This is a genomic window from Kitasatospora sp. NPDC058190 (assembly GCF_042883685.1).
In the GTDB taxonomy this organism is placed as follows: Bacteria; Actinomycetota; Actinomycetes; order Streptomycetales; family Streptomycetaceae; genus Kitasatospora.
In genome coordinates this window covers 16,542-43,486 of the sequence record NZ_JBHVVI010000080.1, presented here as the reverse complement: position 1 = coordinate 43,486, position 26,945 = coordinate 16,542, and the positions used below count along the sequence as shown (strand labels likewise).

The following is a 26,945-nucleotide window of genomic DNA, read 5'->3' as shown; positions in this document are numbered from 1 at the left end:
GTCCGGGGGCTGGGTGATTTTCGGACTGCCCATTCGGTGGGGTGGGGCGTGGGGTGGGGTGGCAGTCTGAAAATCACCTGTCACGCCCCTCTCCGGGCCACCCCCTGTGCCGCCCCCTCCCGCAGCGCGTCCCTCTCGCCAGAGGGCGGGGAGGGGTGAGGGGTGGTGGGGGTGGGTGGGGTGGTGCGGGTTGGGGGTTGTCTTTGTGCGGACGCGCGGGCTTCGCCCTGCGCGCCCGCGAGGTGGTGGTGACGGCGGAGGAGTGGCAGCCCCGGGGGTTCGGTGCGGGGTCCGGGATACTGGGGGCATGAGGCTGACGGAGTTCTGGCGACGGATGTACGAGCACTTCGGGGAGGCGTACGCGGAGTCCTTCGCGTCCGACCACGTGATGAGCGAGCTGGGCGGGCGGACGGTGCGCCAGGCGCTGGAGGCGGGCTGGGAGGCCAAGGACGTCTGGCGGGTGGTCTGTGGGACCCAGGGGGTCTCCACCCTGCTGCGCTGAGCCTTTCCCCCGGGGGTGGTGGGACAGACTGTCGGGGTGACGATCAGCGGAGAGCGGAAGAACGAGGAAGGGTCGGTGCGGGCCGCCGACGAGGAGCGGGCCCTGTGGGGTGGGATGCCGCGCTGGCTGCCCCGGGCGATGGTGCTGTTCCTGGTGCTGGTCGGGCTGTTCCAGCTCGCCGACTGGGCGTTCCGGCAGCTGATCGACCTGTTCGTGATGCTGCTGGTGGCCTTCTTCCTCTCGCTGGCGCTGGAGCCGGCGGTGGACCGGATGGCGGCGCGCGGGGTGCGTCGTGGGGTGGGCACCTTCCTGGTGTTCGTCGCGGTCGGGGTCGCGGTGATCGGGTTCCTGGCGGCGCTCGGCACGTTGTTGGTGGATCAGGTGGCGAAGATCGCGGGGGACATGCCGCACCTGGTCGACAACCTGATCGGCTGGGTCAACCGGACCTTCCATCAGGACCTCTCGCTGGGTGAGCTGCAGAAGCGGCTGCTCAAGGACTCCGGCACCATCGAGGGCTACGCCCAGCAGGCCGCCGACAATGTCTGGGGCGTCTCCTCCACCCTCATCGGAGGGCTCTTCCAGACCTTCACGGTCGGGCTGTTCACCTTCTACTTCACCGCCGAGGGCCCTCGGGTGCGTCGGACGGTGTGTTCCCTGCTGCCGCCGTCGAAGCAGGGCGAGGTGCTGCGGGCCTGGGAGATCGCGCTCGCCAAGACCGGCGGCTACCTGTACTCGCGGGCGGTGCTCGCGGTGGTGTCGGCGGCCGGGCACTGGGTGATGTTCGAGCTGATCGACCTGCCGTACTCGGCGGCGCTGGCGATCTGGGTTGGCGTCATGTCGCAGTTCGTGCCGACCATCGGGACGTACCTGGCGGGGGCGCTGCCGGTGCTGGTGGCGCTCACCGTGGAGCCGGTGGACGCGCTCTGGGTGCTGGTGTTCACGGTGGTCTACCAGCAGATCGAGAACTACGTGCTGCACCCGAGGATCACCGCGAGGACGGTGGACGTGCACCCGGCGGTGGCCTTCGGCGCGGTGATCGCGGGCGCCGCCCTGCTGGGCGCGGTGGGCGCGCTGATCGCGATCCCGGCGGCGGCCACCCTGCAGGGCTTCGTCGGGACGTACGTGCGGCGGTACGAGGTGGCCACCGATCCGCGGATCGACCGCGGTGAGCAGCGGCGGGCCCGTCGGGAGCTGCGGCGGGACGCGGCGCGGCGGCTGCGGCGGATGGTCGGGGGCGACGGCGAGTGACCGGTGGCGGGGCACGGTCGGTCCGAGGGCCCGCCCCGCGTCGGGGTCGGACGTGCGAGGCTTGAATCGAACAGATGTTCTTTGTACTCTCCGGCCAGGAGTTTTCCACAGGCTGAGCCGGGTGGGGCTCGTTTGTCAGTGGGACGCGCTAGCGTCGGTGACGATGAAGCGCACAGCACAGAACCCGAGGGAAAAAGCCATGGCAGGTACGGACCGCGAGAAGGCCCTGGAGACCGCTCTCGCCCAGATCGAGCGGCAGTTCGGCAAGGGCTCGGTGATGCGCCTCGGTGAGAAGGCCAATGAGCCGGTCGAGGTGATCTCCACCGGATCCACCGCCCTGGACGTCGCCCTCGGGGTCGGCGGCATCCCGCGCGGCCGAGTGATCGAGATCTACGGCCCCGAGTCCTCCGGTAAGACCACCCTGACCCTGCACCTGGCCGCCAACGCCCAGCGGGCCGGCGGCACGGTCGCCTTCGTCGACGCGGAGCACGCGCTCGACCCGGAGTACGCCAAGAAGCTCGGCGTGGACACCGACGCCCTGCTGGTCAGCCAGCCGGACACCGGTGAGCAGGCCCTGGAGATCACCGACATGCTGATCCGCTCCGGCGCGATCGACCTGGTGATCATCGACTCGGTCGCGGCGCTCGTCCCGCGCGCCGAGATCGAGGGCGAGATGGGTGACTCGCACGTCGGTCTGCAGGCCCGGCTGATGAGCCAGGCGCTGCGCAAGATCGCCGGTGCGCTGAACCAGTCGAACACCACCGCCATCTTCATCAACCAGCTGCGCGAGAAGATCGGCGTGATGTTCGGTTCGCCGGAGACCACGACCGGTGGCCGGGCGCTGAAGTTCTACGCCTCGGTCCGCCTGGACATCCGCCGGATCGAGACCCTGAAGGACGGCACCGAGGCGGTCGGCAACCGCACCCGGGTCAAGGTCGTCAAGAACAAGGTCGCCGCGCCGTTCAAGCAGGCCGAGTTCGACATCCTCTACGGCATCGGCATCAGCCGCGAGGGCGGCCTGATCGACATGGGCGTCGAGCACGGATTCATCCGCAAGTCCGGCGCCTGGTACACCTACGAGGGCGACCAGCTCGGCCAGGGCAAGGAGAACGCCCGCAACTTCCTGCGGGACAACCCGCAGCTCGCCGACGAGATCGAGCGGAAGATCAAGGGCAAGCTGGGCATCGGCCCGAAGACCGAGGAGCCCGCCGAGGGAGAGGCGGAGGCCGCTGCCGACGGCGCCGCCAAGCCGATCACCGCGACCGCCGCCAAGACGGCCGCGGCGAAGAAGACGGCGGCTGCCAAGGCCTGAGCCGTTGACGCAGCACGACACGGTGGGCGGCGGCCCGGCGGGCCCCGAGGACGACGACTACGGCCCGCCGGACTGGTTCGCCGCGGCCGCGGAGGAGCCGGAGCCGGAACCGCGGCCGTCGGCGGCCCGGCCGCGGTCGCAGTCCCGTAAGGGGCGGCGGGAGCGCGCGTCCACCACACAGTGGGCATCCGGCCCGGAGCCGGAGTTCGACCAGGCTCCGGTCCGGGCGGTGCGCGGCGCGGCGTCCGGTCCGGGGCCGGCGGAGGCCTCGGTCGAGGCGCTCGGGCTGGTCTCGGCCTCCGAGCTGCGCACCGGCCGCCGTCGGCGCCGGTCGGCGCTGGCGGCCGAGGAGTTCGAAGCCGCCGGGGGCGGTGCCGTGCCCGCGGAGAGCGGCTGGGGCGAGGCGGAGGCGGCCGGTCACGGGGGTGCGGCCGCCTCGACGGCCCGCTCCGGCGCGGGACCGCGCCGCGGTCGGCGCGGCGGGCGGTCCGCCGATGGCCTGCCGGAGGAGGAGGACGGCGCCGCCCGTACCTCCCGCAAGCGGGCCGAGGAGCAGGCCGATCCGGAGACCCGCGCCCGGGACATCTGCCTGCGGCTGCTGACCGGCGCCGCCAAGACCCGCAAGCAGCTCGCCGACGCCCTGCGCAAGCGGGAGATCCCGGAGGACGTCGCCGACGAGGTGCTCACCCGGCTCGAAGAGGTCGGGCTGATCGACGACGCGGCCTTCGCCGCGGCCTGGGTGGAGTCCCGGCACGCCGTCCGGGGCCTGTCCCGGCGGGCGTTGGCCCAGGAGCTGCGCACCAAGGGCGTGGCCGCCGAGCTGGTCGAGCAGTCCGTCGCCCGGCTCGACCACGACGACGAGGAGGACGCGGCCCGGGCGCTGGTCGAGCGCAAGCTGCGCTCCACCCGGGGGCTGGACCCGCAGGTCCGGACCCGGCGGCTGGTGGGCATGCTGGCCCGGCGCGGTTACTCCGAGGGGCTGGCCTTCCGGGTGGTGCGGGGAGCGCTGGAGGAGGAGGCGGCCGACGGACTGTCGGAACCCGGGTGGGAGTAGTGGCAGTTCCGCGCACTTCTTGGTCCGGACCAGATCAAGTCTTGACCCTCTCGTGACCCGCACCTAGCCTCGCACTCAGTGCGGGGGGCGCTTCCGGACGCGCCCGCGCAGGGACGGGAGGGGGCGCGGCATGGGGATCTCGGCGGGCACCGGCACGGGCGAGTCCGTGCTGCCGATCGTCGGGTCGGCCGCCGTCGTCCTGCTGGTGCTCGCGGTGCTGGCCGCGCTGCTGGTCAGACGGTTGCGGGCGGACCGCCGGCAGGCCCTCGCCGAGGTCGAGCGGGTCCGCCGGTGGGCCGAGGAGCAGACCGGCCGGCAGCGGGCCGAACTCGCCCGGCGCGAGGACGGCGTGGCCGAGGAGCTGCGCCGTCTGCGCCGGCGGGAGGACGAACTGGCCGAGCGCTCCGTGGAGTTGGAGCGCTCCCGGGGCGAGGCCGAGGAGCTGGTGGCCCGCCGGACGGCCGCGCTGGAGCGTGCCGCCGGGCTCTCCGCCGAGCAGGCGCACGCCCGACTCCTGCGCGAGGCCGAGGAGTCGGCCCGCCGGGAGGCCGCCGTCACGGTCCGGGAGATCGAGCGGGAGGCCAAGGAGGAGGGCGAACGCCGGGCCAGGGACATCCTGGCCGGGACGATCCAGCGGCTGGCCTCGGAGCAGACCGCGGAGACCGCCGTCACCGTCTTCCGGCTGCCCGGCGAGGAGATGAAGGGCCGGATCATCGGCCGCGAGGGCCGCAACATCCGCTCGTTCGAGGCGGTCACCGGGGTCAACCTGATCGTCGACGACACCCCCGCCTCGGTGCAGCTCTCCTGCTTCGACCCGGTCCGCCGGGAGACCGCCCGGCTCACCCTGGAGCAGCTGGTCGAGGACGGCCGGATCCACCCGACCCGGATCGAGCACATCCACGAGCGCAGCCGCGCCGAGGTCGAGGCGCGCTGCGTCCGGGCCGGCGAGGACGCCCTGCTGGACGCCCGGGTCGGCGGGATGCACCCCGAACTCGTCCGCACCCTGGGCTCCCTGCGCTACCGGGCCTCGTACGGGCAGAACGTGCTGGGGCACCTGCTGGAGTCCGCGCACCTGGCCGGGATGATGGCCGCCGAGCTGGGGGTGGACCCGGAGCCGGTGCGCCGGGCGGCGCTGCTGCACGACATCGGCAAGGCGCGCACCCACGAGGTGGAGGGCAGCCACGCGGCGGTCGGCGCGGACCTCGCCCGGCGGTACGGAGAGTCCCCCGAGGTGGTGCACGCGATCGCCGCGCACCACGGCGAGGTGGAGCCCCGGAGCGTGACGGCGGTGCTGACCCAGGCGGCGGACGCCTGCTCGGGCGGGCGGCCCGGGGCGCGCAAGGAGTCGCTGGAGGTGTACGTGCGGCGGCTGGCGCGGCTGGAGGAGATCGCGCGCTCGCACACCGGGGTGTCCGAGGTGTACGCGATGCAGGCCGGGCGCGAGGTGCGGGTGATGGTGCGTCCGGAGGCGGTGGACGACCTGGGGGCGGAGCTGATCGCCCGTGAGGTGGCCCGGCAGGTCTCGGCGGAGCTGACCTACCCGGGCCAGATCCGGGTGACGGTGGTCCGGGAGAGCCGGGCCACGGCGGTGGCCGGCTAGGGCTTGTCCCCTGGGTTCCGGCGGCTCGGCGGGGGTCCAGGAGGCCGGCCCTAGCTCGCTGAGTCCACCTGCTGAGGCTCCGGAGCGGGCTCCGGCGACGCCCCGGGCGCGGGCTCCGGCGCGCCGGCGATCGGGGCCGGGCCGCCGCGGGCCCGGTCGGCGAGCATCAGCAGGTCCTCGGCGGCCGCGCCCTGGGTGACGCCGACCAGGTGGCCGTCCGGCCGGATCAGCAGCACGGTGTGCGGCCCGGCGCCCGGGTACTCCTCGGTGACCAGTACCTCGGCCGGTACCGGCAGCGCGGCGGCGACCTCGGCGAGCCGGGGCATCAGCCCGGCGCCGAGCCAGTGCTCGGAGGACCAGACGGCGGTGCCGGGGGCGACCAGCAGCAGCAGGAAGGTGGCACCGAGCCGGGCGTGCAGGTGGTCCGGGGTGCCGTCGGCGGCGAGCACCGGCAGGTCCGGGACGAGCACCCCGGGGGCGGTGGCGGGCAGCAGCTCGCTGAGCGAGGTGGTGCCGCGCGCGCCGCGCTGCGCCGGCACCCGGCCGGGGACGCCGGAGGGCGCCGCCGGGTAGGCGGGCGCGCCGCCGAAGCGGCCGGTGCCCAGCTGGCCGTCGGCGAGCAGCGGGGCGTGCTTGCGGAAGCCGCCGACCAGCAGCGAGCGGCGGGTCTGCTGCCAGCCGCGCAGCGGGCGCAGCAGCGGCATGGACTGGTCGACGGCGCGCAGCCGGGCGCCGACCGCGCCGCGCCGCTCGGCCTCGTAGCCGTCCAGCAGCGAGCCGCCGGGCTGGGGGCCGCCGGAGTGGAGGTGCCAGGCGAGGGCGAGCCGCCAGGCGAGGTTGTCGGCGTCGCGCAGCCCGTCGGCCAGGTTCTGCATGCCGAGTGCGCCGTGCAGGTGGGCGGCGTCGCCGGCCAGGAAGCAGCGGCCGCTGCGGAAGCGGGCGGCCAGGCGCTGCTGGGCGGTGTGGTCGGCGGCGGCGAGCAGTTCGAAGCGGGGCAGTTCGCCGCACCAGCCGGTGAGGGTGGAGGTGACCCGGGTGAGCAGGGTGTCGCCGGTGACGATGCCGGGCCAGGTGGCGTGCGGGTCGACCTGTTCGGTGGGGGCGGGCCGGCCGGGGGGAAGCCGCCAGTCGAGCCGCCAGACGCCGTCCGGCAGCGGACGCGCGGAGGCCTCGCGGTCGCCGCGCCACGGGGGTTCGCGGTGCAGCCTGGCCCCGTCGAAGGGCAGGTCGACCCGGACGGTGGCGATGGCGTTGCGGTCGACCGCCGGGCGGCCGGGGAAGCGGATCTTCAGCAGCTTGCGGACGGTGGAACGGGCGCCGTCGCAGCCGACCAGGTGGCTGCCGCGCCACCAGGTGGCGGAGCCGTCCTGGGTGCCGTGGGTGCGGACGCTGACGCCGTCGCGGTCCTGTTCGAGTTCGACGACCCGGTTCAGCGGGACCAGCCTGACCAGCGGGGTGCCGGTCAGGGCGTCGCGCAGACCGCGCTGGAGGCGGTGCTGGGGCAGGTGGAAGGTGGGGGAGTCGGTGAGGTCGACCCGCAGCACCTCCTGGCGGCGCCGCCAGATGGCGAAGGAGTCCCACAGGGCCGAGTCGGAGACAGCCCGGGAGTAGCCGATCCGGGTCAGGAAGGCGGCGGTGTCGGCCCCGAGGACGACGCTGCGAGGGCCCTCGGGGCAGAGCCCGGAGCCCTCGTCCAGGACGACGGTCGGCACCTCGTGCCGGGCCAGTGCGAGGGCCAGGGCCAGACCGACCGGTCCGGCCCCGACCACGATCACCGGGTCCATGCGGGGACCTCCGGGCACGAACCGGCCCATGGGCCGGCGTCAGTTACCGCTGCCGCATATGCCGCGTGGATGCTCCCGGGAGGTGTCACGAAGAGCAATGCAACAGTTCACCTGCGTGTCCGTCAAGCAGCAGATGAAGTGCGCCGGTTCGCGCCGCGACGGCCGCGTGCCTCGATCCACCGCGCGAGCGCGGTCAGCAGCAGGCACAGGGCGATGTAGATCGGCCCGATCACCAGCACCACGGGGATGTAGGGGAAACCCGCGGCGTTCAGCGGCTGGGTGGCGATCTTCTTGCCCATGAACAGCAGCTCGTTGTACGTGATGATGTAGCCGAGCGAGGTGTCCTTGAGGGTGACGACCAGCTGGCCGATCATCGACGGCAGCATCGAGCGGACGGCCTGCGGCACCAGGATGGAGGACATCACCTGGGTCTTGCGCATCCCGAGGGCGTACGCCGCCTCGCCCTGGCCGCGCGGGACGGCGTTGACGCCGCTGCGGATGATCTCGGCCTGGACCGAGCCGTTGTAGAGGGCGAGGCCGAGCACCAGCGCCCACATCGGGTTCTTGGCGAAGAACGCGTAGTAGAGCGCGACGATCAGGATCAGCAGCGGCATCGCCCGGAAGAACTGGACGACGGCGGTGCAGGCCCAGCGGACCGGCTTGTGGTCGGACAGCTGGCCGGAGGCCAGCAGCGCGCCCAGGGAGAGCGAGAAGACGGCGGCCAGGCCGAACGCCTCCAGGGTGGCCAGCAGGCCGTCCACGATCATCTGCTGGACGGCGTTGTACTGGAACGGGTCCCAGAGGTCGGCGTCGAACTGGCCGTTGTCGGCCAGGGCGGAGACGACGTACCAGAGCAGTCCGGCGACGCCGATCAGTGCGAGGACGCCGAAGAAGCGGTAGCGGGCGCGGGCCTTCGGGCCGGGGGCGTCGTAGAGGACGCTCGCCGAGGCAGGGCGCTGGAACACGCTCATCGGACCACCGCCAGTCGGGATTCCAGGAAGCGGAAGAGGGTGGCGACCGCCGCGCTGATCAGCAGGTAGGCGCAGGCCACCCAGAAGAAGATCGCGAAGATCGAGTAGCCGCGCTCGGAGAAGGTCTGCTGGGCGCTGTACAGCTCGGGGACGCTGAACGCGCCGGCGATCGCCGAGTTCCTCGGCAGCGCGATGAACACACTGCTCATCGGGGCCAGCACGGTCCGGCCGGCCTGCGGCAGGACGACCAGGGTGAGGGTCTGGCCGAAGGTCATGCCCAGGCTGCGGGCCGCCTCGGCCTGGCCGAGCGGCACGGTGTTGATGCCGGAGCGGATCACCTCGCAGACGAACGAGGCGGTGTACCCGCCGAGCGCCAGCACCGCGAAGACCAGGTGGCTGAAGTGCACGCCCAGCGGCGGCAGGCCGAAGGTGACGGCGAAGAACAACAGGGTCAGCGGGGTGTTGCGGAACAGCGTCACCCAGGTGGTGCCGAAGGCGCGCAGGACCGGCACCGGGGAGACCCGGAAGGCCGCCAGCAGGGTGCCCAGCAGCAGGGCGAGCAGGGCGCTGAGCGCGCTCAGCTCGATCGTCTGCAGGAAGCCGTCGCGGAACAACGCGAAGTTGTCCTGCTCGAACAGGAACCCCATCCGGCGGCCCTCCTCTCACAGATGGTCAGAACGGGTGGTCGGGTACGGCGGTCGGATCAGTAGCGGTCGAGGGTCGGGATCTCGGGCGCGGCGGAGCCGGACGCGCCCAGGGTCGCGTCGTAGGCCTTCTTCCAGTCGCCGTTGTCCTCGTGGGCCTTGAGGGCGTCGCTGATCGCGTCGCGCAGCGCCTTGTCGTCCTTGTTGAGGCCGACGCCGTAGTTCTCCTTGGTGAACGGCTTGCCGACGACCTTGAGCTTGCCCTTGTACTTGGAGGCGTAGCCCTTGAGGATCGCGTCGTCGGTGGTGACCGCGTCGACCTCGCCCGACATCAGCTTCTCGACGCAGGCCGAGTAGGTGTCGAACTGGGTGATCTTCGGGTTGTACTGCTTGATGTTCTGGATCGACGTCGAGCCGGTCGCGGTGCAGACGTTCTTGCCGCTGGTGCTCTCCGGGCCGGTGATCGAGGTGTTGTCGCTCTTCACCAGCAGGTCCTGGCCGGCGATGTAGTACGGGCCGGCGAAGGAGACCGTCTTCTTGCGCTCGTCGTTGATGCTGTAGGTGCCGACGTAGAAGTCGATCTGGCCCTTGGCGATGGCCGGCTCGCGCTGCGAGGAGACCAGGGTCTGCCACTTGATCTGCTGCGGGGTGAAGCCGAGGTCGGCGGCGACCATCTTGGCGATCTCGATGTCGAAGCCGCTGCGGTCGCCGCTGGCGACGTCCTCCCAGCCGAGGTTCGGCTGGTCGGCCTTGGCGCCGATGATCAGTTGGCCGCGCTTCTTGGCCTCGGCGATGACCGCGGAGTCGATCTTGACGTCGGTCTTGACCGTGTAGGTCGGCAGCGCCGGGGCGTTGCTCGCGCTCGCGTCGGTCGAGCCGCCGGGGGAGCCGTCCTTGCCGCAGGCGGCGGTGGCGGTGAGCGCGACGGCACAGAGCGCTACGGCGAGGGTGCGAGAAGTCCTCATGAGGGTTGTTCTCCTGGGGCTGGGCCACGGCTTCAACCGGGCTCTGGCGTCTGGAAGTTGTGCGCGGGCAGGGCCGACCGGCGGCGTTGCCGGGGGTGGCCCCGCGTGGTCTCGAAGCGTCAGTGGTGCAGGATCTTCGAGAGGAAGTCCTTGGCGCGCTCGGAGCGCGGCGCGGTGAAGAAGGCGTCCGGGGTGTTCTGCTCGACGATCCTGCCGTCGGCCATGAACAGCACGCGGTTGGCGGCGGAGCGGGCGAAGCCCATCTCGTGGGTGACCACGACCATCGTCATGCCGTCGGCGGCCAGCTGGCGCATGACCTCCAGCACCTCGTTGACCATCTCCGGGTCGAGCGCCGAGGTCGGCTCGTCGAAGAGCATCACCTTGGGCTTCATCGCCAGCGCCCGGGCGATCGCCACCCGCTGCTGCTGGCCGCCGGAGAGCTGGGCCGGGTACTTGTCGGCGTGCGCCGCGAGGCCGACCCGCTCCAGCAGCTGGCGGGCGGTCTTCTCGGCGTGCGAGCGGATCACCTTGCGCACCTTGACCTGGCCGATGACCACGTTCTCCAGCACGGTCTTGTGCGCGAACAGGTTGAAGCTCTGGAACACCATGCCGACCTCGGCGCGCAGCCGGGCCAGCTCCTTGCCCTCGGCGGGCAGCGGGCGGCCGTCGACGGTGATCATGCCGGAGTCGATCGTCTCCAGCCGGTTGATCGTCCGGCAGAGCGTGGACTTGCCCGAACCGGACGGGCCGATCAGGACGACCACCTCGCCCTGGCGGATCTCGAGGTCGATGTCCTGCAGCACGTGCAGTGCGCCGTAGTGCTTGTTGACGCCGTCCAGCACGACCAGCGGGGCGGCTGCGGGGGTGGAGTCCTCGACAGGGCTCTCGGTCATCGCGCCTGCTCCCTCTGTGTCGGATCGTGCCTACCCGAGAAGTACTCAACTCCCTTGGGTGGCAATGGTGGTACGAATCCGGGAGCCGCGACCGGCGGAGCCGCAGCCCCCGGTGGGGCGACCTTAGGAGCGCTGACGGTGCCCCGTCAGCCGATCTGAGCGGAACTTGAGGATCACAAAACGGCCACACGGTGGGTACGTGCTGTTCGCGAAGGCGCCTACGGGGCATGTCACAGCGGGAATCCGCGCCGGTGCTCCCCGTCTCCCCAAGGCCCGGTGCGCGGTCGAACCTGGCGCCGGGCCGCCCGCTGGCCCATACTGCGCAGGAGCCGGGCCCCGACCGATCGGGTCCGGGGACCGCGTGGGGAGAGGAGGAGAACAGGATGCGACTGCTGCTCGTCGAGGACGACGAACGCGTGGCCGCGGCGCTGGTCGCGGTGCTGGGTCGGCACGGCTTCCAGGTGCGGCACGCCCGCAGCGGGCACGAGGCACTGGACGCCCTGGTGCCGGACGGCAACGAGCCGTACCGGGTGGTGCTGCTCGACCTCGGGCTGCCCGACCGTGACGGCTTCGAGGTGTGCAGCCGGATCAGGGCCGGCAGCGGAGTGCCGGTGATCATGGTGACCGCCCGCGCGGACATCCGCTCCCGGATCCACGGCCTCAACCTGGGCGCCGACGACTACGTCACCAAGCCGTACGACATGGGCGAGTTGCTCGCCCGCATCCACGCGGTGGCCCGCCGCGGCGCCCCGCCCTCCTCGGCGGCGGTGCCCGCGCCCGACGCCGTACCGCAGCAGCGCGGCCCGCTGGAATCCCGCGGCATCCGGATCGACCGGGAGCGCCGCCGGGTCAGCGTGGACGGCCGCGACGTGCCGCTCACCCGCAAGGAGTTCGACCTGCTGGCCCTGCTCGCCCAGAGCCCCGGTGTGGTCTACCGGCGCGAGCAGATCTTCAGCGAGGTCTGGCGCAGCGGCTGGGAGGGCAACGGCCGCACCCTGGAGGTGCACATCGGCTCGCTGCGCAACAAGCTCGCGCTGCCCGGCCTGGTCGAGGCCGTCCGCGGCGTCGGCTACCGGCTGATCCCCGACTGCCCGACGTCCACCGCGGCCGACCCGGCCCCGCCCGCCCCCGCGGAGCACTGACCGCACGTGCGCACCCGCCTGCTCGGCATCCTGATCGCCCTCATGCTCTGTGTCCTGGCCGCCCTGGGGCTGCCGCTCGCGGCGGCGTTCGCGGCGGCCGAGCAGAGCAAGGTGGTCGTCGACCGGCTCGACGACGCCGCCCGCTTCGCCCAGGACCTGCCCACCTCCGGCGCCTCCTCGCTGGACTCCGCCCGCAAGGGCGACCCGGAGCCCGCCCCCGGCGACCTCAGCCGCCGGCACGCGATCGACGCCGAGGTCCGGCGCTACTTCGACCTGTACGGCGTGCGGCTGGGCATCTTCCAGCGCGACGGCATGCCGATAGCGGTGGCCCCCGCGGACTGGCGGGTGCCCGCCGCGGGCTGGGGCGCCACGGCCTTCCAGGAGGCGCTGGACGGGCGGCGCAGCCACAACCCGCCGCAGGTCTGGCCGTGGACCGAGGACCGGACGATCACCGTCGCCGCCCCGGTGGTGCGCGACGGCGACGTGGTCGCGGTGGTGCTGAGCGAGTCCCCGACCGGGGCGCTGCGCACCCGGGTGCTGCACAAGTGGCTGGTGGTGGCCGGTGGCGAGGCGGTCGCGATGATCGTCGCCGTGCTGCTGGCCGTCCGGCTCACCGAGTGGGTGCTGCGCCCGGTGCGCACCCTGGACCGGGCCACCCACGACATCGCCACCGGCCGGATGGCCGCCCGGGTCGCGCCCGGCGGCGGACCGCCCGAACTCCAGCGGCTGGCGCGCTCGTTCAACGAGATGGCGGACCACGTGGTGCACGCCATGGACCAGCAGAAGGCCTTCGTCGCGGACGCCTCGCACCAGCTGCGCAACCCGCTGTCGGCCCTGCTGCTGCGGGTCGAGGTGCTCGGCCTGGAACTGCCCGAGGGCCATGAGGAGGAGCTCAGCGGCGTCCGGGAGGAGGGCACCCGGCTGGCCCGGGTGCTGGACGACCTGCTCGGCCTGGCCACCGCCGAGCACGCCCGCCCCGAACCGGAGCAGACCGACCTCACCCAGCTGACCCTGGCCCGGGCGGACGGCTGGCAGCCGGTGGCCGAGCAGCGCGGGATCGAGCTGCGCTGGGACGGCCCGGCGCTGGCGATCGGCATGGCGGACCCGATCGGCTTCGGCTCCGCGCTGGACGCCGTCCTGGACAACGCGCTCAAGTTCAGCCCGTCCGGCAGCCGGGTGCGGCTGCGGGTCGCGGTGCGCCGGGACGAGGTCGCGGTGACCGTCACGGACGCCGGGCCGGGCCTGACCGAGGACGAGCTGTCCCGGGCCGGCGACCGGTTCTGGCGCAGCCCGCGGCACCAGAACGTGGACGGCTCCGGGCTGGGCCTGTCCATCGCCCGCACCCTGCTGGCGGCCGGCGGCGGCTCGCTCGGTTTCGCGCCGGTCAAGCCGACCGGTCTCGCGGTGACCTTGGCGGTGCCGCGGCCGGAGAAGCCCTGCTAGCCGTGGCTTCTCAGGGCTTCACCGAGCGGTAGTAGCGCGCGGCGCCCTCGTGCAGCGGGAGCGGGTCGGTGTAGACGGCGGTGCGCAGGTCGACCAGCTGGGCGGCGTGCACCTGGGCGCCGATCTGGTCGCGGCTGTCGATCACCGCCCGGGTCATGCCCTCGACCAGTTCCGGGTTCGCGTCGTCCCGGGTGATCAGCAGGTTGGGCACGGCGACGGTGGCGACGGCGTCCTTGGGCTCGGCGTTCGGGTAGGTGCCCTTGGGCATGGTGGCCGCCCGGTAGGCGTCCGTGCCGCCACCCTCGGCCTTGTGCAGGGCCTCGGACAGGTCGCTCAGCGGGACGAGCCGGATCCTGACGTGGTCGGAGAGGTCGGTGAGCGCGCTGGTCGGCAGGCCGCCGGACCAGAAGAAGGCGTCCAGCTTGCCCTCGCGCAGCTGGTCGGCGGCGTCGCCGACGCCGGCCATCACCGGGGTGATGTCGTGGTCCGGGTCCAGGCCGGCCGCGGCCAGCAGCCGTCTGGTCACCAGGTTCACCCCGGACTGCGGCAGGCCCACGCCCACCCGCAGGCCCTTGAGGTCGGCGGTGCGGCGCACGGTCGAGGAGGCCGGGACGATCAGTTGCAGGTAGTCGTCGTACAGCCGGGCGATCGCCCGCAGCCTGTCCTTGCCGGGGCCCTGGTAGTCGGCGACCGCGTCGGCGGTGGCGATCGCGAAGGTGTCCTGGCCGGTGCTCACCCGGGTGAGGTTGTCTATCGAGCCCTCGGTGTTGTCCAGGACCAGCCGCACCCCCGGCATGGTCCGGGAGACGTGGGCCTGCAGCAACTGCCCGTACCGGTCGTAGACGCCGCGCTGCACACCGGTCGCGAAGCGGGTCTCCCCGCGCGGGTAGCCGGGCGCGCGGCCCGCCGACAGCCACCAGCCGCCCAGTCCGGCGACCAGCAGCACCAGCACCAGCACCGTCCGCCACAGCGGGCTGCGGGCCGCGCGGCGGACGGCGGCGCCGAGACGTGACGGATTGGTGGGGGCCATGCAGGGATACTGCCAGGCGCTCCGGCCGAACGGGAGGGGTAATCGGCACCCGCGCCGGAGCGAGGAGCGTCGGCGCCGGGTCCGAGCGCCCCGGAGGCGAGTGCGCGAACACGGCCGGGAAAACCGGCTCGCGGCTGCCCGTACCCTGGTCTGGTGAGCGGTGAGAGCGGATTGAAGAGCTACAAGGTCGTCACGCACGGCTGTCAGATGAACGTCCACGACTCCGAGCGGCTGTCCGGCCTGCTGGAGGACGCGGGCTACGTCAAGGCCGGGCCGGAGGGCGACCCGGACCTGGTCGTGTTCAACACCTGCGCGGTGCGCGAGAACGCCGACAACAAGCTGTACGGCAACCTCGGCCAGCTCGCGCCGGTCAAGAGCCGCCACCAGGGCATGCAGATCGCCGTCGGCGGCTGCCTGGCCCAGAAGGACCGCGAGACCATCGTCAAGCGCGCCCCCTGGGTCGACGTGGTGTTCGGCACCCACAACATCGGCCACCTGCCGGCCCTGCTGGAGCGGGCCGCGGTCGAGCGCAAGGCCCAGGTCGAGATCCTGGAGTCGCTGGAGACCTTCCCCTCCACGCTGCCCACCCGCCGTGAGTCCGCGTACGCCGCCTGGGTCGCCATCTCGGTCGGCTGCAACAACACCTGCACCTTCTGCATCGTCCCCGCGCTGCGCGGCAAGGAGGAGGACCGCCGGCCCGGCGACGTCCTCGCCGAGATCGAGGCGCTGGTGGACGAGGGCGTCATCGAGGTCACCCTGCTCGGCCAGAACGTCAACGCCTACGGCTCCGACCTGGGCGACCGCGAGGCCTTCTCCAAGCTGCTGCGCGCCGCCGGCCAGATCGAGGGCCTGGAGCGGATCCGCTTCACCTCGCCGCACCCGCGCGACTTCACCGACGACGTGATCGCCGCGATGGCCGAGACCCCGAGCGTGATGCACCAGCTGCACATGCCGCTGCAGTCCGGCTCGGACCGCGTGCTCAAGGCGATGCGCCGCTCCTACCGGCAGGAGCGTTTCCTCGGGATCATCCGCAAGGTCCGCGAGGCGATGCCGGACGCGGCCATCTCCACCGACATCATCGTGGGCTTCCCCGGCGAGACCGAGGAGGACTTCGAGGAGACGATGCACGTCGTCCGCGAGGCCCGCTTCACCAACGCCTTCACCTTCCAGTACTCCAAGCGCCCCGGCACCCCGGCCGCCGAGATGGCGGACCAGATCCCGAAGGAGGTCGTCCAGGCCCGCTACGACCGGCTGATCGCCCTCCAGGAGGAGATCTCCTGGGAGGAGAACAAGAAGCAGGTCGGCCGCACCCTGGAGGTCCTGGTCGCCGAGGGCGAGGGCAAGAAGGACGACCGGACCCAGCGGCTGTCCGGGCGCGCCCCGGACAACAGGCTCGTCCACTTCAGCAAGCCCGACGAGCCGGTGCGCCCGGGCGACATGGTGACCGTCGAGATCACCTACGCCGCCCCGCACCACCTGCTGGCCGAGGGCCCGGCGCTGGCGGTGCGCCGCACCCGGGCCGGCGACGCCTGGGAGAAGCGCCAGGCCAAGCCCGCCGACAAGCCGGCCGGCGTGCTGCTCGGCCTGCCGAAGATCGGCGCCCCGGCCGAGCTGCCGCTGGCCGCGCCGGCGGGCGGCGCCTGCTGCGGGGACTGACCCGCGTGCCCCTTCGGTGCGGCCCGGTGGGAACCGCGCCGAGCCGAAGGGGCGCGCCGGTGCCGAAAGGGACGAGCGTCGGGGCGACGAGCGTCGGCGCCGGGTTTGAGCGCTCCGGAGGCGAGCGCGCGAGTCCCCGCGCCGAGCCGAAGGGGCGCGCCGGTGTTGAAAGTGAGGAGCGACTAGCGAGGGACGAGCGCCGGAGTGACGAGCGTCGGCGCCGGGTTTGAGCGCTCCGGAGGCGAGCGCGCGAGTCACAGCTCCCGCCGGGCCGTCGGTCGTCCCGGCTAGAGTGATCCACATGCTGGTAGCCGCCGCCGTGTGCCCCTGTCCGCCGCTGCTCGTCCCCGAGGTCGCCGCCGGGGCCGCGCCCGAGCTGGACGAGCTGCGCGCCGCCTGCGACGAGGCGCTCGCGGCGCTGGTCGCGGCCGAGCCGCAGCTGGTCGTGGTGGTCGGCGCCGGGCCGGAGGCCGAGGTGTGGACCGAGGGCGGGGCCGGGTCCTTCCAGCGGTACGGGGTGCCGCTGGTCGCCAAGCTGCCCGGCGGCCGGGTGGAGGGGCCGGAGCTGGCGCCCTCGCTGACCGTCGGGGCCTGGTTGCTGGAGCGCGCCGGGGTCACCCTGCCCACGCACGCCTGCGCGGTGCCCGCCGACGCGCCCGCCGACCGGATGCTCGGGCTCGGCCAGGGCCTGGCCGGGCTCGCCGACCGGGTCGCCCTGCTGGTGGTGGGCGACGGCAGCGCCTGCCGCTCGGTGAAGGCGCCCGGCTACCTGGACGAGCGGGCCGAGGGCTTCGACGCGGCGCTGGCCGCCGCCCTGGGCTCGGCCGACCTGCCCGCCCTCGCCGCCCTGGACGCCGTGCTCGCCGCCGAGCTCAAGGCCGAGGGCCGGGCGCCCTGGCAGGTGCTGGCCGGCGCTGCCGAGGGCGCCGGCCTCACCGCGCGGCTGGGCTACCAGGACGCGCCGTACGGGGTCGGGTACTTCGTGGCGTCCTGGAGCTGAGCCTCAGGACCGGGGGGCCTCGCCCCCGTCACCCGGCTTCGGCTTGTGGGCGAAGTCGTCCACCGCGTCCTTGGCCTTGCTGGTGCCGTGCTCGATCTTCTCGCTGTACTTGCCCTTGGTCGCCTTGTCGATCGCGCCGCCGGCCTTGTCCACCATCTGATCGATCTGGTCGCTGTGCTTGCCGGCGAGCTCGCTGGCCTTCTCCTTGAGCTCCTCGGCCTTGCCCTTGAGGTTGTCCATCAGACCCATGGCGATCTCCTTCTCTCCCAGTCTCCCGTTACAACGCCCGCGACCGGTAAAGCGTTCGCAAAAACGGCCCCGGCCGGCCGGGTGGCCGGAAACAGTCACGGGAGCAGTCCTCGGACAGTCATATCCTCGCGCAGCCGGGGGCGGGCGGCAGCCCGGTCTCCGATGCTCCAAGGGTTTTGCGAGACTGGAGCGGTGAGCAGCTCCCGTACCCCGCGCGTCGTATCGATCGTCGGCGCGACCGCCGCCGGCAAGTCCGACCTGGCCGTCGCCATCGCCCGCACCCTCGGCGGCGAGGTGATCAACACCGACTCGATGCAGCTGTACCGGGGCATGGACATCGGCACCGCGAAGCTCACCATGGACGAGCGCGGCGGAGTGCCGCACCACCTGCTGGACGTCTGGGAGGTCACCGAGGCCGCCAGCGTCGCCGAGTACCAGCGGCTGGCCCGGGCCGAGATCGACCGGCTGCTCGCGGCCGGGCGCACGCCCGTCCTGGTCGGCGGCTCCGGGCTGTACGTCCGGGCGGCGATCGACGAGATGGAGTTCCCCGGCACCGACCCGGCGGTGCGCGCCCGGCTGGAGGCCGAGCTGGAGCAGCACGGCCCGTACGCGCTGCACCGGCGGCTGGCCGAGCTGGACCCGGCGGCCGCCGAGGCGATCCTGACGAGCAACGGGCGGCGGATCGTCCGGGCGCTGGAGGTCATCGAGCTCACCGGGCAGCCGTTCACCGCCAACCTGCCGAGCAACACCGCCGTGTACGAGGCGGTGCAGATCGGCGTCGCGGTGCCGCGCCCCGAACTGGACGAGCGGATCACCCTGCGGGTCGACCGGATGTGGGAGGCCGGACTGCTGGACGAGGTGCGGGAGCTGGAGAAGGTCGGACTGCGCGAGGGGAGGACCGCCTCCCGGGCGCTCGGCTACCAGCAGGTGCTCGACCACTTCGCCGGCGAGTGCACCGAGGACGAGGCGCGGGCCGAGACCGTACGGGCCACCAAGCGCTTCGCCCGCCGTCAGGAGTCCTGGTTCCGCCGGGACGACCGGATCCACTGGCTCTCCCGCCCGACCGGCATCGACCCGGTCGAGCTGCTGGACCGATCCCTCGAACTGATCGGACGTCAGGGAGTTCCGGCCGTGTAGGAGCGGTTTTGGCCAATTCGGCGGTGCACCTGCGCGCGCAGGTGCACCGTGCAGGACGAACCGGGGGTCACGGCCCGATCACGTGATGGCCACGGATCACCCGAGGACCCCGGTCACGTCCCGAACGGCCCCTCTGGACATGCCATCATCGATGCCATAGGGGTCGGCCCGTGCGGGCCGACCGTGCCCGGCCGCGAGTCCGCTCGTGTCGAACTGTCAGGGGAGGCCGTGTGTCAACGGGTACCGGCCCCGAACCCGGTCAGGGCGGGAGTGTCACCGCACCGGCCGAGGAGTTCGACGAGTCGACGATGGGGGACCTTCCGGTGCTGACCGGCCTGGGGGCGCCGACCTCGTACGCGGCCGCGGTGCCCGCGCTGGACACCCGCACCCCGCCGGACGCCGCGGTGCACGAACGGGAGATCCGGCCGCTGCGCCGGCTGCGCTGGTGGCAGACCCTGCCGATCGCCCTGCTGGGCACCCTCGGCTCGCTGATGTTCGCCTTCCCGCTCGCCTTCGGCTCGGCCGGCGCGCGCGCCACCATGGTCGGGATGCTCGGGCTGCTGTTCACCGCCGCCTCGGTCGGCTGGGGAGCGATGGCCGCCCGGCACGCCGGATACAAGTGGCCGGGGCTGCCGCGCCGGGGCTCCGGGAAACGGGCCGGCTGGAAGGCGATCGTGGTCTACACCCTGATCGCGCTGGCCGCCTGCGCGCTCGCGGTCTGGCGGGTCGCCTACCTGCGCTGAGCAGGCCGCGCGCCCTTTCCCGCCCCGGGTCGAAGGGCAGGAGCGCCCGGAGGCGAGCGGGCGACGATCAGTACCATCGGAGGGGTGAGCGCATCCTCTCCCCAGCAGGCCGGTCTCCCCTTCTTCAAGGGGCACGGCACCCAGAACGACTTCGTGATCGTGCCGGACCCGGACGGCGTGCTGGAGATCGGCCCGGAGGCCGTCGCCGCGCTGTGCGACCGACGGGCCGGCATCGGCGCGGACGGGCTGCTGCGCGTGGTGCGCGCCGCCGCCGAACCGGCCGCCGCCCACCTGGCCGACCGGGCCGAGTGGTTCATGGACTACCGCAACTCCGACGGCAGCATCGCCGAGATGTGCGGCAACGGCCTGCGGGTCTTCGCCCGCTTCCTGGTCGAGGCCGGCCTGGCCGAGCCCGGCGAGCAGGCGATCGCCACCCGTTCCGGGGTGCTCACCGCGAAGGTCGCCGACGACGCCGGGGACGGCACCCCCGGGGACGTCACCATCGGCATGGGCCGCGCCCGGCTGCCCGGACCGGACGGCATCGAGGTCGCGGTCGGCGACCGGCGCTGGCCCGCCCTGAACGTCAACATGGGCAACCCGCACGCGGTGGCCTTCGTCGAGAGCCTGGACCACGCCGGCGAGCTGCGCACCGCGCCGCTGACCAGCCCCGAGGGCGTCTACCCGGAGGGCGTGAACGTCGAGTTCGTGGTGGACCGCGGCCCGCGGCACGTCGCGATGCGGGTGCACGAGCGCGGCTCCGGCGAGACCCGCTCCTGCGGCACCGGCGCCTGCGCCGTCGCCGTGGCGGCGATCCGCCGGGACGGCCTGGACCCGGCGACCACCGGCGAGGCGGTCTCGTACACCGTGGACGTGCTGGGCGGCCGACTGGTCATCACCGAGCACCCGGACGGCCAGGTGGAGATGACCGGACCGGCGGTGATCGTGGCCGAGGGACGGGTCGACGCGCGCTGGTGGGAGTCGCTGCGCCGCGGCTGAGGGCCCGGTTTGCCCATTTCGTACGGCGACGAATCCCCCCGATCGGGTGATACCGGTCGCGGACGGGAATCACGGCATCGCAGAACGTGCTCTGCTCGGTAGCATGGACCACCGGGTCGATCCCCCTGGGAGGGGTGGCAAGATCACCCTCCCTCGGGAGGGGCAGCGCCCGGCGACCGTTGCCGGAGGTGCGCCGATGACCATCGAAGCCGGGCAGTCCCTCGCGGGACAGCCGACGACCGCACGGCAGGCCGGGGCCAGGCGGCCCCTTGGAGAGCTCGGCCGGGCCGCCCTGGGCCGGGCCGGGCGGGCCGCGTTACTGGCCACCGGCCGGCCGCCCGTGCCGGACGCCCTCGAACCGCTCGTCCGGGTCCACCGCCGACATCACCCGCAGGCCGACCTCGGGCTGCTCGCCCGGGCGTACCGGCTGGCCGAGGCCAGCCACCGCGGCCAGAAACGCAAGAGCGGCGAGCCGTACATCACCCACCCGCTGGCCGTCACCATGATCCTGGCCCAACTCGGCGCCGGGACCACCACCCTGGTCGCCTCGCTGCTCCACGACACCGTCGAGGACACCGATCTGACGCTCGACCAGGTGGGTGCCGGGTTCGGGCCCGAAGTCGCCTACCTGGTCGACGGGGTGACGAAGCTGGAGAAGGTCGACTTCGGCGCCGCCGCCGAGGCCGAGACCTTCCGCAAGATGCTGGTCGCCACCGGGGACGACGTGCGGGTGATGGTGATCAAGCTCGCCGACCGGCTGCACAACATGCGCACCATCCGGCACATGAAGCCGGCCAGTCAGGTGCGGATCGCCAAGGTCACCCGGGACGTGCTCATCCCGCTGGCCGAACGGCTCGGCATCCAGGTGCTCAAGGCGGAGCTGGAGGACATCGTCTTCGCCACCCTGCACCCCGAGGAGCACGCCCGCACCCGCGCCCTGATGGCCGGTCACGAGGCCGAGCCGGACACCCTGCTGGAGCCGTTCGCCCGGCAGCTGGCCCGCCAGCTGGCCGAGACCGGGGTCGCCGCCGAGGTGACCGTCCGGCCCCGGCACTGCGTCTCGCTGCACCGGGTGTTGTTGGAGCGGGCCGCCGCGCCCGGGCCGGACGGGCGGCCGCAGGGGCCGCAGCCGGCCGACTTCGGGCGGCTGCTGGTGGTGGTCGAGGAGAACGCCGACTGCTACGCCGTGCTCGGTGAACTGCACACCTGCTGGACGCCGCTGCCCGGGGAGTTCAAGGACTTCGTGGCCGCCCCCAAGTTCAACCTCTACCAGTCGCTGCACACCGCCGTGGCGCTGGAGGGCCGTGCGGTGGTCGAGGTGCTGGTCCGGACCCGGCGGATGCACGAGGTGGCCGAGACCGGGGTGGTCGCGCTCGGCGACCCGACTCCGGCCGGCACCGCCCAGGACGCCGACGAGCTGGACCGCACCGACCCGGCCCGGCCCGGTTGGCTCAGCCGACTGCTGGAGTGGCAGCAGGAGACGCCCGACCCGGACGCCTTCTGGTCCGCGCTCACGGCCGACCTGGCCGGCGACCGCGAGATCACCGTGGTGACGGAGACCGGCGAAACGCTTCAGCTGAGGGCCGGGGCCAGCTGTGTGGACGCGGCCTACCTGCTCGGCGAGGAGACCGGCCACCGATGTATCGGCGCCCGGGTCAACGGCCGGCTCACCGCGCTGTCCACCGTCCTGCAGGACGGGGACGTGCTCGCGGTGCTCACCGAGAACCTCCCGGCGGGTGGGAGCCAGCCGTCCGGGCCCTCGCCGGAGTGGCTGGCGCACGCCCGCACCCCCGCCGCCCGGCTGGCCATCGAGCGCTGGCTGGCCGACCATCCGGCCCGGCTGCCGGTGGTGCGCACCGGCCCGGCGGGCGGCCAGCCCGCTCCGCCCGCGCACCGGGCCGGCGAGCGCCGGGCCGCCCCGGTCACGGTGGCCGGGCGGCCCGGCGCGCCGGTGCGGCTGGCCCGCTGCTGCACGCCCGTCCCGCCGGACGAGGTGGCCGGCTACCCGATCCGCGGCGGCGCGGTGGCCGTGCACCGCACCAGCTGCCCCGCCGGGCAGCGGCTGCGCGCGGACGGCCGCGCCGAGCTGGAGGTCCGCTGGCGGCCCGAGGGCGCCCCGGCGGCCGGGCACCGGGTCACCCTGCTGGCCGAGGCGCTGAACCGGCCCCGGCTGCTCGCCGACCTCACCGCGGCGATCTCGGGCGAGGGCGTCGGCATCGTCTCGGCCGAGGTCGAGCCGCCGCAGGAGCTGCGGGTACGGCACACCTACACCGTCGAACTGCCGGAGCCGGGCACGCTGCCGGCGCTGATGCGGGCGATGCTCAAGGTCTCCGGGGTGTACGACGTGAGCCGCCCGCACGCCCCGGAAGGGGCTCGACCCCGGCACTCCGGGGGAAATGGGGGTGACCGGCCCGCGCCGGGCGTGCGACCATCGTGGGGAATTCACGACCGGTCCACGGCGTTCACAGGGCACAGGGGCCCCGGTGACAGCCGAGGGTCCGCACCGCAGCCTCACAGCGACCAAAGGACAGAATGACCTCCACGTTCGACACCCGCGACCACGCCGACGCCCCGCGCCGCATCGACGGTCTGCGGGCGGAAGCCCTCATGGACGAGGACCTCGCGGCCATCGACGAGGACCTCGGCCACAGCTACGACGGCGACCAGTACGACCGCAGTGAGCGTGCGGCCCTGCGCCGGGTCGCCGGCCTCTCCACCGAACTCGAAGACGTCACCGAGGTCGAGTACCGCCAGCTGCGCCTGGAGCGCGTGGTGCTGGTCGGTGTCTGGACCGACGGCACGCTGGAGGAGGCGGAGAACTCGATGGCCGAGCTCGCCGCGCTCGCCGAGACGGCCGGCTCCGAGGTGCTGGACGGCGTCATCCAGCGGCGCGACAAGCCCGACGCGGCCACCTACATCGGCTCCGGCAAGGCGCAGGAGCTGCGGGACATCGTCGCCTCCAGCGGCGCCGACACCGTGGTCTGCGACGGTGAGCTCACCCCCGGCCAGCTGATCCACCTGGAGGACGTGGTCAAGGTCAAGGTCGTCGACCGGACGGCCCTGATCCTGGACATCTTCGCCCAGCACGCCAAGTCCCGGGAGGGCAAGGCGCAGGTCTCGCTCGCGCAGATGCAGTACATGCTGCCGCGCCTGCGCGGCTGGGGTCAGTCGCTGTCCCGGCAGATGGGTGGCGGTGGCTCCGGCTCCTCGGGCGGCGGCATGGCCACCCGTGGTCCCGGTGAGACCAAGATCGAGACCGACCGTCGTCGGATCCGCGAGAAGATGGCGAAGCTCCGCAGGGAGATCGCCGACATGAAGAAGGGCCGCGACACCAAGCGCCAGGAGCGCAAGCGCCACCAGGTGCCGTCCGTGGCCATCGCCGGGTACACCAACGCCGGCAAGTCGTCCCTGCTCAACCGGCTCACCGGCGCGGGCGTGCTGGTGGAGAACGCGCTGTTCGCCACCCTGGACCCGACCGTGCGCCGGGCCCAGACCCCGAGCGGGCGGCTCTACACCCTGGCCGACACCGTCGGCTTCGTCCGGCACCTGCCGCACCACCTGGTCGAGGCCTTCCGCTCGACCATGGAGGAGGTCGCCGACGCGGACCTCATCCTGCACGTGGTCGACGGCTCGCACCCCGAGCCGGAGACGCAGCTGGCCGCCGTCCGCGAGGTCATCGTCTCGGTCGAGGCACAGAACGTGCCGGAGATCGTGGTGATCAACAAGGCGGACGCCGCCGACCCGCACGTGCTGCAGCGCCTGCTGCGCCGCGAGCCGCACGCCATCGTGGTGTCGGCCCGCAGCGGCGCGGGCATCGACGAGCTGCTGAAGCTCATCGACGACGAGCTGCCGCGCCCGGCCGTCGAGGTGCGGGCCCTGGTGCCCTACACCCAGGGCGCCCTGGTCTCCCGGGTGCACAAGGAGGGCGAGCTGCTCGCCACCGAGCACACCGGCGAGGGCACACTGCTGCACGCCAAGGTGCCGGCCGAGCTGGCCGCGGAGCTGGAGCACTTCGCGGTGGCCCTGCAGGGCTGACCGGTTCCGTCGGAGGGCCCCCGGACGTCGCGTCCGGGGGCCCTCCGCGCTTGCCGGGGCGCGTCACCTCACGTTCTTGGTGAAGTAGTCGAAGGCCTGTTTCGCCTGGTCCTGCAACGACGGCCCGGCCAGGTACCCGACCGGGTTGCGGTCGCCGATCGCGCTGACGCTGACCAGGTTGGGCTTGCCGTCCTTGGTGATGAACCAGCCGCCGCCGCCCGCCCCGCCCGTCATGGTGCAGCCGATCACGTACATCGGCGGGCGGCTGCGGTCGAAGGAGAGCGCGCCCGGCGCGGCGGGGGAGTCGCAGCGGTTCAGCTCCATGCCGTCGAAGGGCCGCTCGACCGGGTAGCCGTAGGCGACGGCGGAGCCGACCTGCTCGCGCGGGGCGTTGAACCAGACCGGGACGGAACCGCCGACCGTCTCCTCCAGGGACGGACCGGAGTCCGACTCGCCGCGCACCCGGACCATCGCGTAGTCGTACTGGCTGTGGGCGCCGACGCCGCCCTCCTGCAGCCAGGTCGGCGACACCAGCGCGCGCACCGCCGTCCACCGGCCGTACGGGGCGGCCTGCTGGTCGTCGTACGGCTTGCCGCGGCTCGCCCGGCCGTCCCGGTTGAAGCCGGGCACGAAGACCAGGTTCCTCACCCAGCCGCTGCCCTTGCCGTCGGTCAGGCAGTGCGCGGCGGTGTAGACCAGGTTGCTGCGGCCCGGGTTGACCGGGTCGGAGACCACCGTGCCGGAGCAGGCCGCGTCGCCCTGGGGCGTGGTCATCAGCAGCTTGCCGACCACCGCGGAGTCAGGGCCGTACGGGTGCTGCTGCGCCCTGGCCTGGACGGCGGCCGGCGGGGCGTCGCGCTGGACGGTGCTCGGCGCGGTGGCGGTCAGCGAGTACTCCGGGGTGGGCCTGGCCTTGGCGGCCTCCATCCGGGAGGGCGACCAGTAGCCCGGGGCCGCCGGGTTGGCGAAGCCGCTGTCGGTCACGTACCGGGCCCAGTCCTCCAGCTTCCAGCCGCTCAGGTCGCCCAGGCTGGTCGGCGCGGCCTTGGGCAGCGCGGCGGGCGGGGTGGCCGGGGCGGCGGGGCCGTCCGGCCCGCAGGCGGCCGCGGTGATCGTCAGGGCGGCGAGCAGTGCGGCGCCGGCCGTCGCGGCCCGGCGCCCACTGCTGCTGATCGTGCGCAAGCTGGTTCGTCCCCCGTGGTGGTACCGGTCACTGCTTCCTGGAGATCCAGTCCAGGGCCTGCTTGGCGACCGACTCCAGGTACGGGCCGCTCAGCGAGGTGTGCTCCTGGGTGCCGATCGAGGTGTTGCTGACCAGGGCGGTCCTCCCGTCCGGCATGGTGGCGAACCAGCCGCCGCCGCTGGCGCCCTGGGTCATGTCGCAACCGATGGTCAGCATCGTCGGGCGCTTGGCGTCGAAGGACAGCCGGGTCGGCTTGCCGCCGTCGCACTTGTAGAGCTCCTGGCCGTCGAACGGCTTGACCAGCGGGTAGCCGACGGCCGAGACCTTGAGCTGGTCGCGGGGCGCGTCGAACCACACCGGGACGGCCGAACCGACCGTCTCCTCGAGGGACTTGCCGGTGTCGTTCTGGCTGTGCACGCGCATCACGGCGAAGTCGTACTGGTTGGCGGCGTCACCGGTCTGGCCGCCCTCGACCATCCACTGCGGCGAGGTGGTGACCTGGTCGGCCCACCAGGTGCCGAGCGGGGCCAGCTCGGACAGCGGGGCCTTCTTGCCGCCGCTGGAGGCACCGGAGTTGTTGTAGGCGGGGACGAAGACCAGGTCCTTGTAGAAGTTGCCGCCCTTGCCCTCGTGCACGCAGTGGGCGGCCGTCCAGACCAGGTTGCTCTTGCCCGGGTGCTGCGGGTCGGCGACCACCGTGGCCGAGCAGTTGCCCCGGCCGCCCTGGGCGGAGAAGAACACCTTGCCGGAGGGCTGCTTGAGGTACGGGCGGGGCACCTGCACGGCCTTGACCACCGGGGGCTCCGGGTCGGTCACACCGTCGTCGGTGGAGGGCTTGGGGGTGGCGGGGGCCGGCTTGGCGGTGGGCGGGGCCGGGTCGGCCGGCTTGGCGTCGCCCATCTTGTCCGGGTCCCAGAAGTCCTTCACCACCGGGTTGTTGAAGACGTGCTTGGACGCCCACTTGTCCCAGTCGTCGAACTTCCACTTCTTCAGGTCGTCCCAGCTCTTCGGCAGGCCGTCCAGCAGGCTGGTCGGCAGGCCGGAGGGCAGGGTGATCCCGCCGATGGCGCCGCCGCCCGGGGTGGCCGCGCCGCTCGCCGCGGTGACACCGGGCGGCGGCGCGGCGGTCTTCCCGCCGTCGCCGGCCTGGCCGTCCGGTCCGCAGGCGCTCGCCGCGAGCAGCGTTCCGGTGACCAGGGCGGCGGCCAGGGCTGACCGGTGGATCGATGGCATCTGTGCGCTTCCCCCTGTGCTCGGTCGGACTTCGGTGTGGCGGCTCACCGCTCCGGAGTCTTCCATCGCCGTACAGGACGGCCGTGGCCGCCCCCAGGGTTGCGGGGCCGGCCGGAGGTCACCGA

General features: G+C 73.2%; 23 protein-coding genes. 14 read left to right on the top strand and 9 right to left on the bottom strand.

Annotated elements, in window-relative coordinates; genetic code table 11:
- Window positions 1-307 precede the first annotated feature (307 nt).
- The 5 genes from ACFVWU_RS30390 to rny all read left to right on the top strand — a co-directional run bounded on the left by ACFVWU_RS30390 (window position 308) and on the right by rny (window position 5,716).
- Entirely contained in the window at window positions 308-502 is a 195-nt protein-coding gene (locus ACFVWU_RS30390; protein ID WP_387626926.1) for a DUF3046 domain-containing protein, read from the top strand.
- A gap of 36 nt (window positions 503-538) precedes the next feature.
- The gene (locus ACFVWU_RS30385) at window positions 539-1,750 is read left to right on the top strand and encodes an AI-2E family transporter (protein WP_387626924.1); all 1,212 of its coding nucleotides are present in this window, start codon (window positions 539-541) and stop codon (window positions 1,748-1,750) included.
- A gap of 199 nt (window positions 1,751-1,949) precedes the next feature.
- Window positions 1,950-3,062 carry a recombinase RecA gene (gene recA, locus ACFVWU_RS30380; protein ID WP_387626923.1) on the top strand — a complete coding sequence of 371 codons (1,113 nt, stop codon included), beginning with the start codon at window positions 1,950-1,952 and terminating at the stop codon, window positions 3,060-3,062.
- Window positions 3,063-3,066: 4 nt separating this feature from the next.
- Window positions 3,067-4,116 (top strand): recombination regulator RecX, encoded by a 1,050-nt coding sequence (gene recX / locus ACFVWU_RS30375; RefSeq protein ID WP_387626921.1) that lies wholly within the window; start codon window positions 3,067-3,069, stop codon window positions 4,114-4,116.
- 130 nt (window positions 4,117-4,246) lie between these two features.
- Complete coding sequence (rny, locus tag ACFVWU_RS30370; protein WP_387626920.1) at window positions 4,247-5,716, top strand: ribonuclease Y; 1,470 nt, start codon at window positions 4,247-4,249, stop codon at window positions 5,714-5,716.
- A 50-nt stretch (window positions 5,717-5,766) separates the two neighbouring features.
- Here the strand turns inward: rny and ACFVWU_RS30365 are convergent, their stop codons facing one another.
- The 5 genes from ACFVWU_RS30365 to ACFVWU_RS30345 all read right to left on the bottom strand — a co-directional run bounded on the left by ACFVWU_RS30365 (window position 5,767) and on the right by ACFVWU_RS30345 (window position 10,928).
- Window positions 5,767-7,500 (bottom strand): FAD-dependent monooxygenase, encoded by a 1,734-nt coding sequence (locus ACFVWU_RS30365; RefSeq protein WP_387626918.1) that lies wholly within the window; start codon window positions 7,498-7,500, stop codon window positions 5,767-5,769.
- A 122-nt stretch (window positions 7,501-7,622) separates the two neighbouring features.
- Complete coding sequence (locus ACFVWU_RS30360) at window positions 7,623-8,471, bottom strand: amino acid ABC transporter permease (protein WP_387626916.1); 849 nt, start codon at window positions 8,469-8,471, stop codon at window positions 7,623-7,625.
- Window positions 8,468-9,118 (bottom strand): amino acid ABC transporter permease, encoded by a 651-nt coding sequence (locus tag ACFVWU_RS30355; protein ID WP_387626915.1) that lies wholly within the window; start codon window positions 9,116-9,118, stop codon window positions 8,468-8,470. The genes ACFVWU_RS30360 and ACFVWU_RS30355 overlap by 4 nt, the downstream gene beginning before the upstream one ends.
- A 56-nt stretch (window positions 9,119-9,174) precedes the next feature.
- Window positions 9,175-10,080 (bottom strand): glutamate ABC transporter substrate-binding protein, encoded by a 906-nt coding sequence (locus ACFVWU_RS30350; protein WP_387626913.1) that lies wholly within the window; start codon window positions 10,078-10,080, stop codon window positions 9,175-9,177.
- 119 nt (window positions 10,081-10,199) lie between these two features.
- Window positions 10,200-10,928, bottom strand: a complete 729-nt coding sequence (locus ACFVWU_RS30345) for an amino acid ABC transporter ATP-binding protein (RefSeq protein ID WP_387626931.1) — start codon at window positions 10,926-10,928, stop codon at window positions 10,200-10,202.
- Between the two features lie 428 nt (window positions 10,929-11,356).
- Here ACFVWU_RS30345 and ACFVWU_RS30340 point away from each other — a divergent pair, with 428 nt between their 5' ends.
- Together ACFVWU_RS30340 and ACFVWU_RS30335 are read left to right on the top strand one after the other, a co-directional pair.
- Window positions 11,357-12,115, top strand: a complete 759-nt coding sequence (locus ACFVWU_RS30340; protein WP_387626911.1) for a response regulator transcription factor — start codon at window positions 11,357-11,359, stop codon at window positions 12,113-12,115.
- A 6-nt stretch (window positions 12,116-12,121) separates the two neighbouring features.
- Window positions 12,122-13,558 (top strand): sensor histidine kinase, encoded by a 1,437-nt coding sequence (locus ACFVWU_RS30335; RefSeq protein ID WP_387626909.1) that lies wholly within the window; start codon window positions 12,122-12,124, stop codon window positions 13,556-13,558.
- A 10-nt stretch (window positions 13,559-13,568) separates the two neighbouring features.
- On the opposite strand, the gene ACFVWU_RS30330 is transcribed toward ACFVWU_RS30335, so the two are convergent.
- Window positions 13,569-14,588 carry a TAXI family TRAP transporter solute-binding subunit gene (locus tag ACFVWU_RS30330; protein WP_387626907.1) on the bottom strand — a complete coding sequence of 340 codons (1,020 nt, stop codon included), beginning with the start codon at window positions 14,586-14,588 and terminating at the stop codon, window positions 13,569-13,571.
- Window positions 14,589-14,741: 153 nt separating this feature from the next.
- Between ACFVWU_RS30330 and miaB the strand changes: the two genes are divergently transcribed.
- Window positions 14,742-16,244, top strand: a complete 1,503-nt coding sequence (miaB, locus tag ACFVWU_RS30325) for a tRNA (N6-isopentenyl adenosine(37)-C2)-methylthiotransferase MiaB (protein ID WP_387626905.1) — start codon at window positions 14,742-14,744, stop codon at window positions 16,242-16,244.
- Window positions 16,245-16,545: 301 nt separating this feature from the next.
- On the top strand, window positions 16,546-17,244 hold the full coding sequence (locus tag ACFVWU_RS30320; protein ID WP_380611930.1) for a hypothetical protein: 699 nt from the start codon (window positions 16,546-16,548) through the stop codon (window positions 17,242-17,244).
- A 3-nt stretch (window positions 17,245-17,247) separates the two neighbouring features.
- Here the strand turns inward: ACFVWU_RS30320 and ACFVWU_RS30315 are convergent, their stop codons facing one another.
- Window positions 17,248-17,493: an antitoxin gene (locus tag ACFVWU_RS30315; RefSeq protein WP_387626903.1), complete on the bottom strand. Its 246-nt coding sequence runs from the start codon at window positions 17,491-17,493 to the stop codon at window positions 17,248-17,250.
- Between the two features lie 162 nt (window positions 17,494-17,655).
- Here ACFVWU_RS30315 and miaA point away from each other — a divergent pair, with 162 nt between their 5' ends.
- The 5 genes from miaA to hflX all read left to right on the top strand — a co-directional run bounded on the left by miaA (window position 17,656) and on the right by hflX (window position 24,404).
- A complete protein-coding gene (miaA, locus tag ACFVWU_RS30310) occupies window positions 17,656-18,630 on the top strand; it encodes a tRNA (adenosine(37)-N6)-dimethylallyltransferase MiaA (protein WP_387626901.1) in 975 nt (324 codons plus the stop codon).
- A gap of 230 nt (window positions 18,631-18,860) precedes the next feature.
- A complete protein-coding gene (locus ACFVWU_RS30305; RefSeq protein ID WP_387626900.1) occupies window positions 18,861-19,373 on the top strand; it encodes a hypothetical protein in 513 nt (170 codons plus the stop codon).
- Window positions 19,374-19,457: 84 nt separating this feature from the next.
- A complete protein-coding gene (gene dapF / locus ACFVWU_RS30300; RefSeq protein WP_387626898.1) occupies window positions 19,458-20,369 on the top strand; it encodes a diaminopimelate epimerase in 912 nt (303 codons plus the stop codon).
- Between the two features lie 196 nt (window positions 20,370-20,565).
- Entirely contained in the window at window positions 20,566-22,905 is a 2,340-nt protein-coding gene (locus tag ACFVWU_RS30295; protein WP_387626896.1) for a RelA/SpoT family protein, read from the top strand.
- Complete coding sequence (hflX, locus tag ACFVWU_RS30290; RefSeq protein ID WP_387626895.1) at window positions 22,902-24,404, top strand: GTPase HflX; 1,503 nt, start codon at window positions 22,902-22,904, stop codon at window positions 24,402-24,404. The genes ACFVWU_RS30295 and hflX overlap by 4 nt, the downstream gene beginning before the upstream one ends.
- A 63-nt stretch (window positions 24,405-24,467) precedes the next feature.
- On the opposite strand, the gene ACFVWU_RS30285 is transcribed toward hflX, so the two are convergent.
- Together ACFVWU_RS30285 and ACFVWU_RS30280 are read right to left on the bottom strand one after the other, a co-directional pair.
- A complete protein-coding gene (locus ACFVWU_RS30285; protein ID WP_387626893.1) occupies window positions 24,468-25,586 on the bottom strand; it encodes a trypsin-like serine peptidase in 1,119 nt (372 codons plus the stop codon).
- Window positions 25,587-25,614: 28 nt separating this feature from the next.
- The gene (locus ACFVWU_RS30280) at window positions 25,615-26,820 is read right to left on the bottom strand and encodes a trypsin-like serine peptidase (RefSeq protein ID WP_387626892.1); all 1,206 of its coding nucleotides are present in this window, start codon (window positions 26,818-26,820) and stop codon (window positions 25,615-25,617) included.
- Window positions 26,821-26,945: the final 125 nt, after the last annotated feature.